The following is a 16,708-nucleotide window of genomic DNA, read 5'->3' as shown; positions in this document are numbered from 1 at the left end:
CGATGATCAGGGCCAAATTACTTTTAACCGGCGATGTCGCACGTTTTGGCTCGAAGCCCGTAGAAGGCGATTGACTTTGGTAAAGCTGAAATAGTAATTTGGTTTAACCCTTTAGATGATAACACATCTACTTAAAGATGCATTGTCTGCGAAGCAGCGCAGATTGAAGTTCGCCTTTGGCGAATGTGTTATCATCGGTTTTGGCTATGGTTTCGTTACGGAATGGTACGCGAGTATCATTCCTCAGTAACCATAAATTTAGCAAAAAGGCTTGAAATTCCGATTAAGAATTTCAGCCGTAATGAACTATAGCCGTTGTTAGGTGCAGTTTTTTATTAATTCAGTCGTGTTACAATTCGAACACCACCAATATTCCTTTTGACTATCTTTCAATTTCGATTCAGTTTTCTTTTCGCACTTTAAGCAATTCCGTTCGTCAGATTCATTCTCAAAAGCTCGATAGTCGCAACTTCCACAATCCCAAATAGTAAGTGGTGATTCTTCTTCATCTACTTTCCAAGTGAAATTATCCTCTTTACAGTTCGGACATATTTGTGTTGCCATAATTCCGACTATTATTGTTTCTGTATTAATTCCAAATATTCGGATTTAACATCTTCGTCAATTTCAACTCCATAATTTCCACCATACAATCTGTCGTTTTGGTCTTTTCTTGGTCCAGAAATCCAGTATTCATCTCCAGATTCTATTTCTACGTAATTAGATTTAAATCCCATTCCTTTCAGGCTTTGGAAAATCAATCCACGATAGTACAATGTTTTACCTGATTTAGAAAAAAACACTCTTCCAATTCTCGAATTTCCCTCAAGTCCACCAGACTTATCTTCAATGTACATAATTTTTGAGCGTTCAATTTTAAACTCTTTTGGTAGTTCAAAATCTATTTCTTGCCCATATTGATTAGTAATTTTATTCTTTTCCATTTTGGTTTTTCAAATTGCACCTAACTAGTTTATATGAATTACAAAATACCCTATAAAATGAATATTTGGTGGGATAACAGTAGTTTTCCTATAAAATATGTATTCATATCAATCTTGTATAAATGTATTATAAAAATAGGATAATTACGACAAGTTTTTATTGATATCTAATCACTAGTATTACATTTTTAAAGATTTTAATAGGTTTGAGAGATTAAATGCGTTGTACTCTAATGAATCCCATCCTGTAAATGCAACTTTTAAATCAGTCTTTTATTTCTAAAGGCAATACCAGAACCAGTTTTTAGATAACGTTCAAAATCATAAGCTTTTTGCTTGTTTATAAAATGTGTAAGATTAATCAATGTCACAGGTAATCTGCTCTTTGTGTAATGAACTTCCTTGTTGTTATGTGCTTTTAGTCTATTATCAATATTTGTGGTGTAACCAGTATAATAGGTGTTGTCTGAACACTTAAGGATGTAAACAGAATAAAATAATGTCATGAGATAACTTAATTTGAGCTACTAAAAAAAGTGGATGCGTCCACCGAAGCTCTGTTGACAAGTGTTAAGTTAAATAAAAAATATACTTTAAAACAAAAAAAGCTCTCTTTCGCACAAGGCTTCAGAGAGCGAAGGTGGAGTCGGAGAGAATCGAACTCTCGTCCAAACAAGTAACCAAAGAGCTTTCTACACGCTTAGTTTTTTATTGGTTTTAGACTATAAACTGACAAAAAACAGCCCACTTATAGCTTAGCTTTTTAATCTCGAAAGGGCATCAAAGCCTTACCCAATCTTAGTCAATTTTTACGATGCCTCTAAAAAGAACGCCATTAACTAAGGCTTTCTGGAGACATTTAGCTTGCACACCTTGTGTGCCGAGGCTTGAACTTACTATGATTCAGTTATTAAGCAGCTAAAGCGTAATTATTTTCGCCGTTTAAAAATTGGTTTAGCCTTTTACGTGTGTCAATACCATTACACGACGTGCTTACCATTTAATTCATCTCGCTGTCAAAACCAGTCGACCCCAAAATTTTAAATGAAAGGACGGCGAAGTTACAAAAAAAGTTGTGCAACCTCTTAAATCCGATTATTTTCGTGCAAAAATTATTCCGTTTTAAGTATTCAGTTTTCAGTGTCAGTTTTCGGTCACTTTAAAACGAATAAACAATCAAAAGAATCAACATGAGTATAACATTCGCCATTATAAAAGAACGTAAAAATCCACCAGATAGACGTGTTGTATTTTCTCCAGAAACCTTAGCTGAAGCAAGAAATCGATTTCCTGAGGCTAATTTTATTGTGGAATCTTCTGATATCAGAATATTTCCTGACAGCGCTTATGAGGCTCTAGGATTTGAAGTATTGGATGATGTGTCTCATGCTGATGTGATGATTGGTGTAAAAGAAGTACCCATTGAAAACCTTATTCCTAATAAAAAGTATTTCTATTTTTCGCATACTATAAAAAAACAACCGTACAATCGTAAGTTGCTTAAAGCAATGCTAAAGCACAATATTGAAATGTACGATCATGAGACCATTGTAAAAGACAATGGAGCAAGATTGATAGGTTTTGGACGTTATGCTGGTTTAGTTGGTGCATATAACGGGTTTAGAGCTTTAGGAATTAGAGATGGATTATTCAATTTGCCTAAGGTTGAAACACTTGCTGATCTCAATGAAGTAAAAGCTGAACTCGATAAAATTATCGTTCCTAATATTAAAATATTACTTACAGGTACCGGAAAAGTGGCTTATGGTGCAAAGGAAATCTTAGACCATTTAGGTATAAAACAAGTGAGTGATGCCTTGTATTTAACAACTGACTTCACGGAACCTGTCTATGTTATGGCCGATGTTATGGAATATAATAAACGTGCAGATGGTAAAGTAGGTGATAAGTATGCGTTTTATAATGATCCTTCTGGTTACGTGAGTAATTTTATGCCTTATGCAAAAGAAACTGATTATTTTATTGCAGGTCATTTCTATGGCAATAATGCACCATTTTTGTTTACACGTGAAGATGCAAAATCTTCGGATTTTAAAATTAATCTTGTTGCAGATGTCTCTTGTGACATTGATGGACCAGTAGCCAGTACCATAAGACCTTCTACAATTGCCGAACCATTTTACGGCTATGACCCACAAACCGAGCAAGAAGTCGCTTTTGATGTGGCTGATGCTATTACCGTTATGGCTGTAGACAATCTGCCTTGCGAATTACCAAAAGATGCTAGTGAAGGTTTTGGTGAGACATTTGTAGAACATGTGATACCAGCATTCTTTGATAATGACAGCCATGGAGTTCTTGAGCGCGCAAAAATGACAACCTCAGATGGTCTTCTTACTGAGCGTTTTAGTTATCTTCAGGATTATGTGGATGGTAAGGAATAAGTGTTTTAAAACATAGGTAACCTACAACTAAAAAACATCCAAAACTAATTGTAAATAACCAAGCGTCACTATGTTGTATTGGCGATGTCATAATGTCTATAATATCTAAACATAGCACTTGTGGATTACTTATAATTTCCCAAGAATTATAGCGTAATACTCTACCTAAATACACACCAAATCCGCATAACAAAAGTATAACTAAAGTTATTGAGCGCATTGGTAATTTGCTAAATCTTGATATGACTATTTTTTGCATATCTAATATAGAAAGATAGAAGAGTAGTAAACCGCTAAGTACAAAAGACAATACCACAATAATATCTATCCAGATGTAAGGATTATTACCAGTTTTTAAATGAATAAGGTCTGTTACTATGTATGGTGCATTTGGTAAAAATGCTAACCAGGCTAAGAACCAAAATGCAAGTTTTAATGGATGAATTTCTTTTTTGGAGTTTAGGTACATAGTGATGGCATACGGAATTACCGCAAGGAAGACATTCCAAACAAGAAATAGATAGAAGAACGATTTGTTCAACTTTATCCTTACCATAAGTATGATGACACTAAAGGCTAGTGCTGTTGTTACTAAGGATAAGTTCTTAAACTTTGACTGTATGAGTGTTTTTATTGTTTCCATAATAATATTCAAAAATTAATACTGTGATAATACCTAAAGTGTAGGCTATTAGATCTCCAAATTGAAAGGTTGAGCCAAAAATTAAGGTGGCGGTTTGGTTGTCTTGTAAATTAAAGTAGGCTAAGAATTTGGTGAGTTGAAGAAACTCAATACCATAGGCAATACCGAGGACTGCAAAAGCTGAAGCCCTCACATTCAGATTAGTGCATCCTCTTAATATTGCATATAGTAAAATAACAACAAGATAATCACCAAAGGTGTAGCGAATAAATCCTGTTTTTATAATAAAAGCGATGGCTAATTCTGCTAAAAATAGCGTATGAGCCAAAACCAAATAATGTTTATTAAATTGAAATTTCATTGTGTTATTGTATTATTATTTTTTGTCCAAAGAATTTAGGCTGTACGTTAAAGACTAAATCTAATCTAGCCTTTGATCTTGCTAAATATTCTCTAAAATGAGAGTTGTACACATCTGTTGCATTAAAACCAATAGCTTTTATATTATAATGCTCTGCAATGTATATGGCACGTTGGTTATGAAATTTTTGAGAGATGAAGGTAATAGCAGTCTGGCCAAATATTTCTTTAGCTCTTACCACAGAATCTAATGTTCTAAATCCTGCATAATCCAGATATATTTTCTCTTCAGGAATACCTCTTGCCATTAAATCAGTCTTAAAATCTGAAGGCTCATCATAGTCTTTTCTGCTATTGTCACCACTGACCAGGATGAACTCTATTTTGCCAGCGTTATAAAGGGTTACAGCCGCATCTATTCGGTATTTGTAAAAGAGATTTATGTTACCACTTTGCGCATATTTTCCTGTGCCTAGAACTAGGCCTACTTTATTGTATGGAATCTGTTCAACACTATCAAAAACAAGATCTTTGGTTTTAAAGCTTATCCAATGATAGGTCATAAATACACCAATTAAAATAGTAATACCTAGTAAAAACACGATTTTTAGTTTCTTCATGAGCTCATAAGATTAAGTTGAAATAATTGAGATTTTGAAAAGATGACTTGCCTTAAATCTTCTATAGATACGTTCAAAAGCGTTTTATAGTCGAAATGATGAAAAGGATGCGCTTGTTTTCCAATCTTATAAGATTTGTAATAATAATCGTAGTAATCTGGTAAAATGGAGACACCAAGAATCATTGCACCATACAAATAAGGACTGCGTTTTCCATTGCCATAGCATAGACATTGCAGTGCTATTTCGTCTTCAACATCAGTACCATATCCGCAAAGTACATGATAGCAATCGTGGCGTTCAACCTTTGGTATAAGTTCAAAATTGTTGTCATTTAAAAAATTACCAAGATGTTTCCCAAACGAATCTTTTGGAAACTCTAATAAATCTGATTTGGTAATATGCCATGATGTATTCGATTTAAATAATGAAGTATATAGGTGCTGTGAATGTTCAAATAACCAAACGATCAGCTGCTTTCTTAAAGATTGTAATGTTTTAAATAGGTTGTTCATGGTAGTTGGGATTGATTTGATTCAACGGCAATTTTTAATATGCTTTGTTTCTCTATTCCTTTTTTTAACTCCTTACGCCATGTCAATAATGCCATCAAGTAGATAACAGCGAAATAGTAAATTGAAACGGCTAGTGCATTTGAAGCTATTATGAAGGCAATACCAATGCCTGTAAGACCAATAATGTAATATGGGAAGCAGATTTTATAGATGTCTCTTATGTCTGTGGACATGTTAAATGACCAAATTACACATGAGATACTTAACCTAACTATGGCATATGTTATGAGTAAAACTATTAGTATTGCTATTAGAAAAATGATTATCATTTATTCTTTATTTAGGTTTAGGTTATCATACTGTAATTCTTGCCAAGAATGCATACTTAGCTGTTTCACATATTCATTGTACTTATATTCAATCTGTCTTATAGAATCTGGGTGGGTCACATTAGTGTCAATTTGTTCTTTTAAGAAAAAGGTATTGTTGTTTGATAGTTCTATGAGATATTGAAAGTCCATAGATTGGGCATAATTAAAGTTGTAATTGGTAATGTGATAATCCCAATTAACCATGCTTGCCATCACTAAAACAATAAACGCAGCCTTGGTATTAAGTCTAAATAAATACCAGATGTTTCTTATTTTATCTATTTTAATTAAAGTGGTGGCTAGACCAGTTAGTGTTAATATGAGATAAATGATGACGCCAATGCGTTTGTAGGTTAATCCGAAGTAATAGATGTATTGACCATTTTTAACAGCGATACTAAGAATGAGAAAAGCATTCAATAAAATCCATGAAAAGGCCAATCGCTTTATGATCTGATTGTCTTTATAGAAATTAAGATCACCTCTAAACACATAAAGTAAAATGATAATGGCGATGATTATGGAAGCAATTAACGCATTAATACCACTATGCACTTGAGCTGAAAAAACTGACGCTCTTATGTCTAGATTCGTTAAAATAAATGTGACATCGGTAATTAGAAAGATAACTATAAGCACATTTAAAAGAGCAATAAGAGTAATGCCTAATTGATTTTCTTTTTTAAGAATAAGATCTGAGAATTTTTCAGATTTTATTAGGTTATTTTCAGTTTTTAAATCAACTTTTGTTGCTGGTTCTACTTCAACGGGTTTATAGATATTAGAATATAAATAGTAACCTAGAACAGTGAAAAGTACCCATTGTAGGTTAATAAATCCAAGATCTATCTTGTCAATGAGTTCTTCAAAAAGTGGATTTCCATTTTGATACAGCAAAATAAATATGAAGACTATGGCTCCAGGAATCACAATGATTTTTGTGATGTGCATATAATCAATGTCCTTTTTTGGTATTTCCTTTTGAGTGTTTGCGTCTTCTGAATAATTGCGATGAAAAAGCCCTGCAACTGAAGAATAAATTCCATTGAGCCAGTTGATGTAAATTGATGATTTATGTTCTGAAATTGAGCCGATTAATGTGAAAAAAGTAACAAGGTTGGCTATAATTGAAAGTAAGGAATCATGAAAGAAGACCGATAGACCTGTTGTTATGTAAAGACATGTAAAAATGATAGTACTTTGATTTTTGAAGTTATGTCTATTACTCAGAAATAGGATGACCACAGTTGTAATACTGAATAATAACAAGTTAAGTCCAAGAGTTTTGCCATAAAACAAGGTGCTAAATAGTATGGCGCCAATTAATAAAGTTGCTTTGTTCATGTTTTTAGTTGTTTAAAGTACTTTGAAAAACAAAGTAAAAGATTAAAAAAATTTATGTCTTTTTGATCAATTTCTCTAAAGCGTTAATATGCTTTTTAAATTCTGCCTTACCCAGTTTGGTTGCACTATATCTTGTGTTAGGTTTACGACCAATAAACTGTTTTTCAACTAAGATATATTCAGCTTTTTCTAAAGCTTTAGTATGACTTGCGAGATTACCATCAGTAGCACCAAGCAACTCTTTTAAGGTTTTAAAATCGGCATATTCGTTTACCATAAGAACAGACATAATACCTAGTCGTATTCTATGATCAAATAGCTTATTTATGTTGTTTATTATACTCAAATCTTAGTATTCAGAATAACTTTATTTCTTTGCTACTTTCTGAAGTTTTAACGATCATACTTAAAATGCATCCAAGTGCCGTATACAATGTGCATAACACCAAAACCAATGACCCAAAGCCAAAAACCAGATCCTGGATAATAACTCGCAATCAGTCCAAGAACAATTTCAATATAACCTAAATACTTAATATCACCAATGCTATATTTAGAAGCACTAACCAAAGCTAAACCATAAAAAATCAGCATTAATCCACCGGTTTGGCCATATCGTCCTTGGTCTAATATGATAAAGCAATAAATTCCACCGACGATTAATGGTACTAAAAAGTTAAAAAGTAATCTTCTGGAAGAACTATCCCATATTTTTTCATTGTTCTTTTTCGCTTTTCGAGTGGTGAGAATTATTCCTGTTATTGCACTTAATAGAGCAATTAATCCTAGAACGAGCATGCAAGTCCAAAATACCCAACCATGAAAAATGTATAATTTACCATCACTGTAGGTATCAACTAACCAAAAAGCGATACCAGCACCAACTAAAGCATAAATACCTGCCAAAATTCCGGATAAACCACTTAGTGAAATAAAGCGCGAAGATTTATTCATTAAATTTTTAATCTCGCTAATGTCTTTTAAATAATCTTCGTTGCTCATATAAAAAGTACTTTGAAATACAAAGTAAATAAATTTATTTCGTTCGAGCAAAACTATTTTAGAAGATATTAACTAATTTTAGGTTATATCATAAAATATCATGTTATGGGATTACTTTTTGCAATAGCCAACATCAGTGGTGGCATTTTACTTGGTTTAGCAACATTAGATAAGTGGGATGGAGATAGCAACTTTTTTAATAAAATTGCTGGTCTTTTAGCACCTTTTCAAACAGCTATAGGTCTTGCACTAGTCATTCTTGGAATACTAAATTTTAAATTAATTGCTATTGTGAGTATTCTCGGAGGTATATTATTATTAACCCACGTTTTCGGCAAAGTACCTGCATTGGAAACCAGTTTGAGAAAACTGTCTGCAGCACTGATGCCATTTAAAGCAATTATTGGTATTGCACTTTTGGTCTTAGGTGTCTTGGCGCTCTTTTAACGTATCTTAAAAGACAGACACGCTTTACGATCATCAAAAATGATGAGTTCTCTTCCGTTTGCTGAGCTGTAAGGGATTTTAGCAACAAAGAACTTTCCTTTTCTTTCAAATTGAATAGGTTCAATAAAGTTGCTTTTTTCGGGAAAGATGTAGTCGTATGTTTTCGTTTCATCTATATTCTCAAAGGAAATCTCTATGAATTTGCCAGATTTTTTGCTGCCTTTCATTTCAGATAATACTAATCCAGAGTCGTAGTAGCCATGATGCATGATTGGTGCATAAAAGAATGCCAGTTTAGAAACAGGTTCGTCAATGAGTTGCCATTTCTTATCACTCGGAAAATGACTCCATATCATATCTTCAGAATTGGTTAAAAAGTAGGCGTCATCAAATTCAAAATGTCCAGGATTTCCATATTCATTTCCCGTAGACCAAGTGGCGTCCATTAGTTGCCATTTGTTGTCTAAGTATACTGCATTCCATGCATGATTATCTTGGTGGTTAACTCTACCAATTTCTTTAATTTCTGTTTTGGCATAGCCATCAACAACTTCACAATTTATATCAAGGTTTCTAAGGGTAAACTTTAATAATTGTGAATAGCCTTCACATACCGCAGACTTATTTTTTAAAACGTCTTCAGCATACGTCATCTGAATTTGAAGTAATTCTGCCTCTGTTTCATAACTATAACCTGAGTTTCTTACACTATAAAAGCTCTCAAAATCATAGCTAATATTATTTGAAACCCAATAGTAAGCTGCGCGAGTTTTGTCAAGGTCTGATTTAAAATCAAAACTGATTCTGTCAGAAAAACTCTTAATAGATTTGAAACGTTTAGGATAGTTGTCAACTATAGAATCTACATGTTTGTAGTCTTGAGCATTAATAGTATACACTAATAATAACAGGCCGAATGCTAGTAAAAATCTTTTCATAATTATTACATTAGACAAAAATTATTCCAAAAATTGAATCCAGCTGAAGCATATATTCTAAAACAAGAAGAACCCTTTAAATCCATATTACTTCAACTTCAAGCGATCATAGAAGCTATTTTGCCTCAACCAGAATTACTTTATAAATATAGAATTCCGTTTTATTACAATAGTGGTTTGCCAATTTGCTATCTCAATCAGTCTAAAAATTATGTTGATTTGGCCTTTTGGCATAGAGAACAACTTACTGAATATACAGAATACTATGAAACCTCCAATCGAAAAGCAGTAGCATCAATTAGATATAAATCCGTTAACGATATTAATGATGAGGTTGTTTTATATGTACTTCAAAAACAACTTGAAATAAATACTAATCCATTCAAGCTTGTTCTGGGTAGTAAACAATCTAAAAAGTAGAAACCAATTTTCTAATAGCTACTAAATTGTTAAGTAAGCCTTCTAGATTATCGAGATGAAGCATATTTGCACCATCACTTTTTGCATTTGCTGGATCAAAATGTGTTTCAATAAATAAACCATCTACATTATTTACAACACCAGCTCTCGCCACAGTTTCAATCATATCCGGTCGTCCACCAGTAACACCTATGGTTTGGTTAGGTTGCTGTAAAGAATGCGTCACATCTAAAACAGTTGGTGCATATTGGCGCATTGTTGGGATGCCTCTAAAGTCTACGATCATGTCTTGGTAACCAAACATGGTACCTCTATCCGTAATCCAAGCATTATCGTTACCAGAATCTTTTACTTTCTGTACTGCATGTTTCATAGCTTCCGGACTCATAAATTGTCCTTTTTTTAAATTCACTACTTTACCTGTTTTTGCAGCAGCAACAACAAGATCAGTCTGTCTTACTAAAAACGCAGGAATTTGTAATACATCAACATATTCGGCGGCCATAGCAGCATCAGAAACTTCATGAATATCTGTAACAGTTGGAATATCAAAGGTTTCAGAAACTTTCTTTAAAATCTTAAGGGCTTTTTCATTGCCAATTCCTGTGAAGCTATCAATTCTACTTCTGTTAGCTTTCTTAAAACTACCTTTAAAAACATAAGGAATTTCTAATTTATCTGTAATCGATACTACTTTTTCAGCGATGCGTAGCGCCATATCTTCACCTTCAATAGCACATGGCCCACAAAGCAAGAAGAAATTATCAGAATCGGTGTGTTTTATTTTTGGTATAGAATTCACAGCTCTTAACTTAAAATTAGCTGCAAAGATAGCATTTTAAAAAACCTTATTTGTACTATTTTTTACAATCCAAAGTGACATTGTCATATTACTAAGAACTAAAGTACCACCATAGAATAAAAGTGATCTTATCTTTTCAGAGAAGTTTATAATTTGAAGTAAGTCTGAAAGGTATGCGAATAAGATGTATGAGGATAGGCAAACAAATATAATTCCTAAAGAAAAATTGAGTCGTATACTAGGTTTTATCAATTGCCATAAGAATGGAATACCAAATAACAGAATTGGATGTGCTAAAACACCATTTTCTTTATTCACCATAGTAAACCAATAGCCTATGATACTTATGAAATAGACATAAGGTATTTGTTTAATGTATTTGTAAACTGTTACCATAATTACATTTTTATTAAATATTGAAAGCAATTAGAGTAGAGTTTTACAGCAATCATTGAGTATATTAATAGGAAATCAGTTGATTCACAAATCGTAAAATACAAACGTCAAATGAAGGGTTTAGATTGCTCGTTTATCAAAATATAACATATAATTAACGAACTGAAGATATTTAGCCGTACCTTTGCGCGCTTAAAATCAGCATGAGTCATGACTAAGATTAAAAACATTGCAATCATTGCACACGTAGATCACGGTAAAACGACTTTGGTAGATAAGATTATGTACCACTGTCAGTTATTTCGTGAAAATGAAAATACTGGAGACTTAATATTAGATAACAACGATCTTGAAAGAGAACGTGGTATTACGATTACTTCAAAAAATGTATCTGTGGTTTACAGAGATACTAAGATTAATATTATTGATACTCCTGGTCACGCCGATTTTGGTGGAGAAGTAGAGCGTGTATTAAATATGGCAGATGGTGTTTTACTTTTAGTTGATGCTTTTGAAGGACCAATGCCACAGACGCGTTTTGTATTGCAAAAAGCAATAGACTTAGGTTTAAAACCTTGTGTGGTTGTAAACAAAGTTGATAAGGAAAACTGTACACCTGACGAAGTACACGAGAAGGTGTTTGATTTAATGTTTGAACTTGGAGCAGAAGAATGGCAGTTAGATTTCCCAACAGTTTATGGTTCTGCTAAACAAAACTGGATGAGTGACGATTGGCAAAATCCAACAGAGAATATAGAACCATTATTAGACATGGTTATTGAGCATATTCCTGAGCCAAAAATTGAAGAAGGTTCAACACAAATGTTAATCACATCTTTAGACTTTTCCTCTTTTACAGGGCGAATAGCAATTGGTAGATTAACAAGAGGAACACTTAAAGCGAATCAGCCAATATCTTTAGTAAAAAGAGATGGTTCAATAGTGAAGTCTAAAATTAAAGAGCTTCATACATTTGAAGGTCTTGGTCGTAAAAAAGTTGACGAAGTACAAGCTGGAGATATTTGTGCTTTAGTTGGTCTTGAAGGTTTTGAAATTGGTGATACAGTTGCAGATTTTGAAAATCCTGAAGGATTAAAAACTATTGCTATTGATGAGCCAACAATGAGTATGTTGTTTACTATTAACGATTCACCTTTCTTTGGTAAAGATGGTAAGTTTGTAACATCGCGTCACATTAAAGAGCGTTTAACAAAAGAGCTTGAAAAGAATTTAGCATTACGTGTTGAGGATACAGATAGCGCAGACAAGTTTATGGTATTTGGTCGTGGTGTATTACACTTATCGGTACTTATAGAAACAATGCGTCGTGAAGGTTATGAGCTTCAAATTGGTCAGCCACAAGTAATAATTAAAGAAATTGATGGTGTTAAGTGCGAACCTTTTGAAGAAATGACCATCGACTTACCAGAAACTGTTTCTGGTAAAGCTATTGAAATGGTTACCATGCGTAAAGGTGAAATGCTAAGTATGGAAGCTAAAGGGGACAGAATGGTGTGTGAATTTATCGTGCCTTCAAGAGGTATTATAGGATTACGTAATCAGTTGCTTACTGCTACAGCAGGTGAGGCAATTATGGCTCATCGTTTTAAAGAATATCAACCATTAAAAGGTGGAATTCCTGAGCGTTTAAATGGTAGTTTAGTATCTATGGAAAACGGAACAGCAATTCCTTACTCTATCGATAAATTACAAGAACGTGGAAAGTTCTTTATAGATCCAGGAGAAGATATTTATGAAGGTCAGGTAATTGGTGAAAATTCTCGTGGAGATGACATGGTGGTGAATGTGACGAAAACAAAAAAATTAAGTAACGTACGTTCCGCTGGTGCAGATGATAAAGCTAAGATTGTACCTGCAATAAAGTTTTCGCTAGAGGAAGCCTTAGAATATATTCAGAAGGATGAATATGTAGAGGTAACACCAAACCACCTTAGACTTCGTAAGATTCTATTAAAAGAAGTAGATCGTAAACGAAATAAGAGTTTATAAAAGGCAATTGATAAATATCAAAAGAGAAATACAGCCGTATTTCTCTTTTTTGTATAATATGTAATAATGGAGCTTTTCGGAATCACAGCCACAGAATATGTTGGTTATTTTGCATCATTAATGGTGCTAGTATCCTTCACAATGAAAGATGTTAAGAAATTACGACTAGTAAATATGACGGGTTGTATTCTTTTTATTATTTACGGATTTTTAATGCCTACATTACGTATCGGATTGCCAATTATTATTGCAAATGCTGCAATCTTTGGTGTAAATTTATTTTATCTATTAAGGAAACCTCATTGATGAATTTCATGTAAAGGAGTCGTAAAGTTGTTTTTATTTTTTATTGTAAAACAATAGAAATTATATATTTACAAAAAACTAGCTTTTATGACATTTCTTTATTTTGACCCTGGTTTAGGAGCAATGATAATTCAGGCAATTGTTGCAGCTATAGCGGGAGTTGTTCTTTTTTCTAAAAATGTAATGCTAAAGATTAAATCATTTTTAGGTATAGTTAAAAAGAATGATGAAGATATTTTTGAAGATATTGATATTAATGATTCAGATTTAGAAAACGATAAATAAGTGAATATCAAGAAAGCTCATTCTTCATCCTTTAGAGATCCTTCAGGTTATGTGGTGATTGAAGGCAATGATGTAAAAAGAGTTATAAATCCTTTATACTTTAAGCAGTACCAAGCTTTAAGAGATTCCAAGTTTTATGAAAATTTAATTAAAAAGGAATTGTTGATTGCTCATGAAGAGATGTCTAACTCAAATGAGGAAATAATCCTAAAGGCTGAAAAAATTCCTTTTATTTCATACCCGTACGAATGGAGTTTTAATATGTACAAAGAAGCTGCATTGTTAACATTAAGACTTCAAAAATATGCTTTAGAACATGGTTTTTCATTAAAAGATGCATCTGCCTTTAATGTTACTTTCCATAAGGGAAAGACAATCTTTATAGATACTTTATCTTTTGATTTTTACAAAGAAGGCTCACCATGGAGAGCATATAAACAATTTATAACCCATTTTCTGGGACCTTTATTGTTAGCAAAATATCATGGTTCACAATCTTTGAAGTTAATGCATAATTTTATAGATGGTATTCCATTGAAAATGGTAAGCTCAATGTTACCGTTTAAAACAAAACTAAATCCATTAATTTATTCTAATATTCACCTTTTGGCAAAGTCAGAAGCAAAGCATAACGAAGATTATGATGACAATGGTTACAAGGTTAAATTGTCTAAAAATGGGCAGCAAAATATCGTTAAGAGTTTATATGATTTTATCAAAAAACTTGAGTTAAATGAAAAGTCTGAATGGGGAAATTATTATGACAAGACGAATTATTCTGATGAAGCTTTTAATCAAAAATCAAAAATAATCAATAGTTGGGTTGCTGATATTAAGCCAAAAACGTTGGTTGATATCGGTGGGAACGATGGGACGTTTGTTAGAAAATTAGATATAGGTATTGATGTTTCATTAGTTTGTGATATAGATAATAATGCCGTTGACATCAATCACAAATTAATGAAAAAGAACAAAGAAAGAAGTACACTTCCTTTAGTATTAGATGTGATAAATCCATCTTCAGCAATTGGGTTAAATAACAAAGAACGTGACTCATTTATTGATAGAATGAAGGAATTTGCACCAGATGTTACTTTAGCTTTAGCTCTTATTCACCATATATCATTGACTGGTAATGTTCCTTTTGTTAGATCGGCAGAGTTTTTTGCTTCGTTTTCTAAATTCTTAATTATTGAGTTTCCAAAACGTGAAGATTCGTGGGTGAAAAGACTGCTAAAGAGCAAGTCTGATTTTAAGGATTATTTTGGATGGTATACTATTGCGAATTTTGAAACCATCTATTCTTCTTGGTTTGAAATTATAGAAAAAAAGGATATTCAAAATTCAGAAAGAACTATTTTCTTCTTAAAAAATCGTTTAATATCTTAAACATTAATTACTTTTTACAAATAATAAAATGGCTTTTAGTTTTAAAAAGAGAATAACCAATTTTATAGAGAATGAAAAAGATGTTCCGTTTTTAGCAGCATTTATTACCGGTTTTACACCTTTAATTTTTTTTTATTCTAATAATTATTGGGCTGCAAATTCTTTTGGTCATGTAGTTTTCTTTGTTCTTAGATTTTTAGGGTTGTCATTTGCAATTTATCTCTCTGTTTATTATGTGGTTAAGGCTATTGGTGCTAGCAGTAAACAAAGAGCGTACACCTTATTAATATTATTGCTAATATGTCTCTTTGCGTTTTTATTGCATAGCTTTTTTTTATCACCAAAACGGGGCTTTGCTTTATTTATTGGTATAATATTTCTAGGTTATTTGCTTTGGTCTGACCCAAGAAGGAACTATAAAAAGCTTATTATATTTCTTTTCTTTTTTTCAAGTATATCTGTCTTTAGAACACTTGTACATCTTTATGAAGATATTAAAGCAGATTACTGGTTAATACAAAATGACGATATTGAAAATGTGAAGTTTAAGAAATTTCCTAATATATATGTAATACAGCCAGATGGTTATGTTTCTCAGAATGTTATGGAAGAGTCCCCATATAATTTTAAAAGTGAACTGTATGATTGGTTAAGGCAAAATCAATTTAAAGTTTACGATAATTTTAGGAGTAATTATCCAGCTAGTTTGACATCTAATGCTTCACTGTTTTCAATGAAGCAGCATAAGTTTGCGGATATGATATTTCCAGAGATAGAAATGGCTAATGCCAGAGAAGTTATTACACAGTCTAATCCAGTAGCATCAATTTTAAGAAAAAATAATTACGAAACTTATTTTATTGCTGAGGACGAATATTTTCAACAAAATAAAAAACAAAGTGCTTTTGATCAATTTAACATAGCAATTGATGAGTTTCCTTACAATAGTAAAGGCGATGATGAAGTAAGAAATGTTTTGGTTGATTTTAAGAAAATGGTCAACGATAATATTAATAAGCCAAAGTTCTTTTTTATAGAGAAATTATTACCACACCATGTAGAATTTTGGAATACAGATGAATCTATAGTTGATGAACGTGACAAATATGTTACACGTATAAACGAAGTTAATTCGTGGCTAAAATTATTAGTGAATGATATAACTTCTATGGATAAGGATGGCATCATTGTTATTCTGGCGGATCACGGTGGTTGGGTTGGACTAAAAAGTTTTAATCATTTATACTCTGCTGAAGAGCCTAAATTAATAAGATCAACTTTTGGTAACATTGCGGCTATTAAATGGAGTAATAATCTTGTGCCTAATTATGATGCGAATTTAAAAACTAATGTTAATTTATTCAGAGTTTTATTCGCGTCACTAGGCGAAAATCCTAAGTATTTAGGACATTTAGAAGACAATTCAAGTTATAATATTAAATTAAATAACTTTGGTTTTAAAAGTGTGAAGAAGGTTATCGACGAAAGTGGAAATGTGTTAATTGAATAAT

The 16,708-nt window shown here is 32.4% G+C and carries 23 protein-coding genes and 1 other RNA gene; 9 read left to right on the top strand and 15 right to left on the bottom strand.

Translation table 11 applies throughout. The features are described 5' to 3' along the window. The first annotated feature begins 115 nt into the window (after positions 1 to 115). Positions 116 to 250, top strand: a complete 135-nt coding sequence (locus HRU50_RS15285; RefSeq protein ID WP_296352056.1) for a hypothetical protein — start codon at positions 116 to 118, stop codon at positions 248 to 250. A gap of 68 nt (positions 251 to 318) precedes the next feature. Here the strand turns inward: HRU50_RS15285 and HRU50_RS15280 are convergent, their stop codons facing one another. From HRU50_RS15280 to ssrA, 4 genes are all read right to left on the bottom strand, one after another. Next, on the bottom strand, positions 319 to 564 hold the full coding sequence (locus HRU50_RS15280; protein WP_296352054.1) for a hypothetical protein: 246 nt from the start codon (positions 562 to 564) through the stop codon (positions 319 to 321). A gap of 11 nt (positions 565 to 575) precedes the next feature. After that, positions 576 to 944 carry a hypothetical protein gene (locus tag HRU50_RS15275; protein ID WP_296352052.1) on the bottom strand — a complete coding sequence of 123 codons (369 nt, stop codon included), beginning with the start codon at positions 942 to 944 and terminating at the stop codon, positions 576 to 578. Positions 945 to 1,204: 260 nt separating this feature from the next. Beyond that, a complete protein-coding gene (locus tag HRU50_RS15270) occupies positions 1,205 to 1,450 on the bottom strand; it encodes a GIY-YIG nuclease family protein (protein ID WP_296352049.1) in 246 nt (81 codons plus the stop codon). Positions 1,451 to 1,582: 132 nt separating this feature from the next. Then, positions 1,583 to 1,978, bottom strand: a transfer-messenger RNA (tmRNA) gene (gene ssrA / locus HRU50_RS15265). 162 nt (positions 1,979 to 2,140) lie between these two features. Between ssrA and HRU50_RS15260 the strand changes: the two genes are divergently transcribed. Further along, positions 2,141 to 3,349, top strand: a complete 1,209-nt coding sequence (locus HRU50_RS15260) for an NAD(P)-dependent oxidoreductase (protein WP_296352060.1) — start codon at positions 2,141 to 2,143, stop codon at positions 3,347 to 3,349. Here HRU50_RS15260 and HRU50_RS15255 read toward each other — a convergent pair. The 8 genes from HRU50_RS15255 to HRU50_RS15220 all read right to left on the bottom strand — a co-directional run bounded on the left by HRU50_RS15255 (position 3,312) and on the right by HRU50_RS15220 (position 8,204). Continuing rightward, positions 3,312 to 3,992 carry a DUF1361 domain-containing protein gene (locus HRU50_RS15255; RefSeq protein ID WP_296352048.1) on the bottom strand — a complete coding sequence of 227 codons (681 nt, stop codon included), beginning with the start codon at positions 3,990 to 3,992 and terminating at the stop codon, positions 3,312 to 3,314. The two genes, HRU50_RS15260 and HRU50_RS15255, sit on opposite strands and share 38 nt — an antisense overlap. Then, positions 3,955 to 4,353: a DUF2809 domain-containing protein gene (locus tag HRU50_RS15250; RefSeq protein ID WP_296352046.1), complete on the bottom strand. Its 399-nt coding sequence runs from the start codon at positions 4,351 to 4,353 to the stop codon at positions 3,955 to 3,957. Before HRU50_RS15250 ends, HRU50_RS15255 begins: the two co-directional genes overlap by 38 nt. Positions 4,354 to 4,357: 4 nt before the next feature. Beyond that, positions 4,358 to 4,972, bottom strand: a complete 615-nt coding sequence (locus HRU50_RS15245) for an ElyC/SanA/YdcF family protein (RefSeq protein WP_296352045.1) — start codon at positions 4,970 to 4,972, stop codon at positions 4,358 to 4,360. Further along, a complete protein-coding gene (locus HRU50_RS15240) occupies positions 4,969 to 5,487 on the bottom strand; it encodes a Coq4 family protein (protein ID WP_296352042.1) in 519 nt (172 codons plus the stop codon). The genes HRU50_RS15245 and HRU50_RS15240 overlap by 4 nt, the downstream gene beginning before the upstream one ends. After that, positions 5,484 to 5,720: a hypothetical protein gene (locus HRU50_RS15235; RefSeq protein ID WP_296352040.1), complete on the bottom strand. Its 237-nt coding sequence runs from the start codon at positions 5,718 to 5,720 to the stop codon at positions 5,484 to 5,486. Before HRU50_RS15235 ends, HRU50_RS15240 begins: the two co-directional genes overlap by 4 nt. A gap of 96 nt (positions 5,721 to 5,816) precedes the next feature. Then, positions 5,817 to 7,202: a DUF4153 domain-containing protein gene (locus HRU50_RS15230; RefSeq protein ID WP_296352038.1), complete on the bottom strand. Its 1,386-nt coding sequence runs from the start codon at positions 7,200 to 7,202 to the stop codon at positions 5,817 to 5,819. Between the two features lie 52 nt (positions 7,203 to 7,254). After that, a complete protein-coding gene (locus tag HRU50_RS15225) occupies positions 7,255 to 7,548 on the bottom strand; it encodes a transcriptional regulator (RefSeq protein ID WP_296352036.1) in 294 nt (97 codons plus the stop codon). A 47-nt stretch (positions 7,549 to 7,595) separates the two neighbouring features. Next, entirely contained in the window at positions 7,596 to 8,204 is a 609-nt protein-coding gene (locus HRU50_RS15220) for a hypothetical protein (protein WP_296352035.1), read from the bottom strand. A 105-nt stretch (positions 8,205 to 8,309) separates the two neighbouring features. Between HRU50_RS15220 and HRU50_RS15215 the strand changes: the two genes are divergently transcribed. Then, on the top strand, positions 8,310 to 8,651 hold the full coding sequence (locus HRU50_RS15215) for a hypothetical protein (protein ID WP_296352033.1): 342 nt from the start codon (positions 8,310 to 8,312) through the stop codon (positions 8,649 to 8,651). On the opposite strand, the gene HRU50_RS15210 is transcribed toward HRU50_RS15215, so the two are convergent. Further along, on the bottom strand, positions 8,648 to 9,589 hold the full coding sequence (locus HRU50_RS15210) for a transglutaminase domain-containing protein (protein WP_296352031.1): 942 nt from the start codon (positions 9,587 to 9,589) through the stop codon (positions 8,648 to 8,650). The genes HRU50_RS15215 and HRU50_RS15210 overlap by 4 nt on opposite strands. Before the next feature lie 33 nt (positions 9,590 to 9,622). Here HRU50_RS15210 and HRU50_RS15205 point away from each other — a divergent pair, with 33 nt between their 5' ends. Continuing rightward, positions 9,623 to 10,009 (top strand): DUF1801 domain-containing protein, encoded by a 387-nt coding sequence (locus tag HRU50_RS15205; protein ID WP_296352029.1) that lies wholly within the window; start codon positions 9,623 to 9,625, stop codon positions 10,007 to 10,009. Here the strand turns inward: HRU50_RS15205 and kdsA are convergent. After that, positions 9,999 to 10,802: a 3-deoxy-8-phosphooctulonate synthase gene (gene kdsA / locus HRU50_RS15200; RefSeq protein ID WP_296352058.1), complete on the bottom strand. Its 804-nt coding sequence runs from the start codon at positions 10,800 to 10,802 to the stop codon at positions 9,999 to 10,001. The genes HRU50_RS15205 and kdsA overlap by 11 nt on opposite strands. 45 nt (positions 10,803 to 10,847) lie before the next feature. Continuing rightward, on the bottom strand, positions 10,848 to 11,207 hold the full coding sequence (locus HRU50_RS15195; RefSeq protein WP_296352027.1) for a hypothetical protein: 360 nt from the start codon (positions 11,205 to 11,207) through the stop codon (positions 10,848 to 10,850). A gap of 210 nt (positions 11,208 to 11,417) precedes the next feature. On the opposite strand from HRU50_RS15195, the gene typA reads away from it, so the two are divergent. From typA to HRU50_RS15170, 5 genes are all read left to right on the top strand, one after another. Continuing rightward, positions 11,418 to 13,217 (top strand): translational GTPase TypA, encoded by a 1,800-nt coding sequence (gene typA / locus HRU50_RS15190; protein ID WP_296352025.1) that lies wholly within the window; start codon positions 11,418 to 11,420, stop codon positions 13,215 to 13,217. Positions 13,218 to 13,283: 66 nt separating this feature from the next. Beyond that, complete coding sequence (locus HRU50_RS15185) at positions 13,284 to 13,523, top strand: uroporphyrinogen decarboxylase (RefSeq protein ID WP_296352023.1); 240 nt, start codon at positions 13,284 to 13,286, stop codon at positions 13,521 to 13,523. Positions 13,524 to 13,610: 87 nt separating this feature from the next. After that, positions 13,611 to 13,808, top strand: coding sequence for a hypothetical protein (locus HRU50_RS15180; protein ID WP_296352021.1), 198 nt, complete (start codon positions 13,611 to 13,613; stop codon positions 13,806 to 13,808). After that, positions 13,809 to 15,197, top strand: a complete 1,389-nt coding sequence (locus HRU50_RS15175; protein ID WP_296352019.1) for a class I SAM-dependent methyltransferase — start codon at positions 13,809 to 13,811, stop codon at positions 15,195 to 15,197. It begins immediately after the preceding gene. A 28-nt stretch (positions 15,198 to 15,225) separates the two neighbouring features. After that, positions 15,226 to 16,707, top strand: a complete 1,482-nt coding sequence (locus tag HRU50_RS15170; RefSeq protein WP_296352018.1) for a hypothetical protein — start codon at positions 15,226 to 15,228, stop codon at positions 16,705 to 16,707. The last annotated feature ends 1 nt before the right edge of the window (position 16,708 follow it).

Source organism: Winogradskyella sp., from assembly GCF_013213835.1.
In the GTDB taxonomy this organism is placed as follows: domain Bacteria; phylum Bacteroidota; class Bacteroidia; order Flavobacteriales; family Flavobacteriaceae; genus Winogradskyella.
This window is presented reverse-complemented; position numbering and strand designations above follow the sequence as displayed.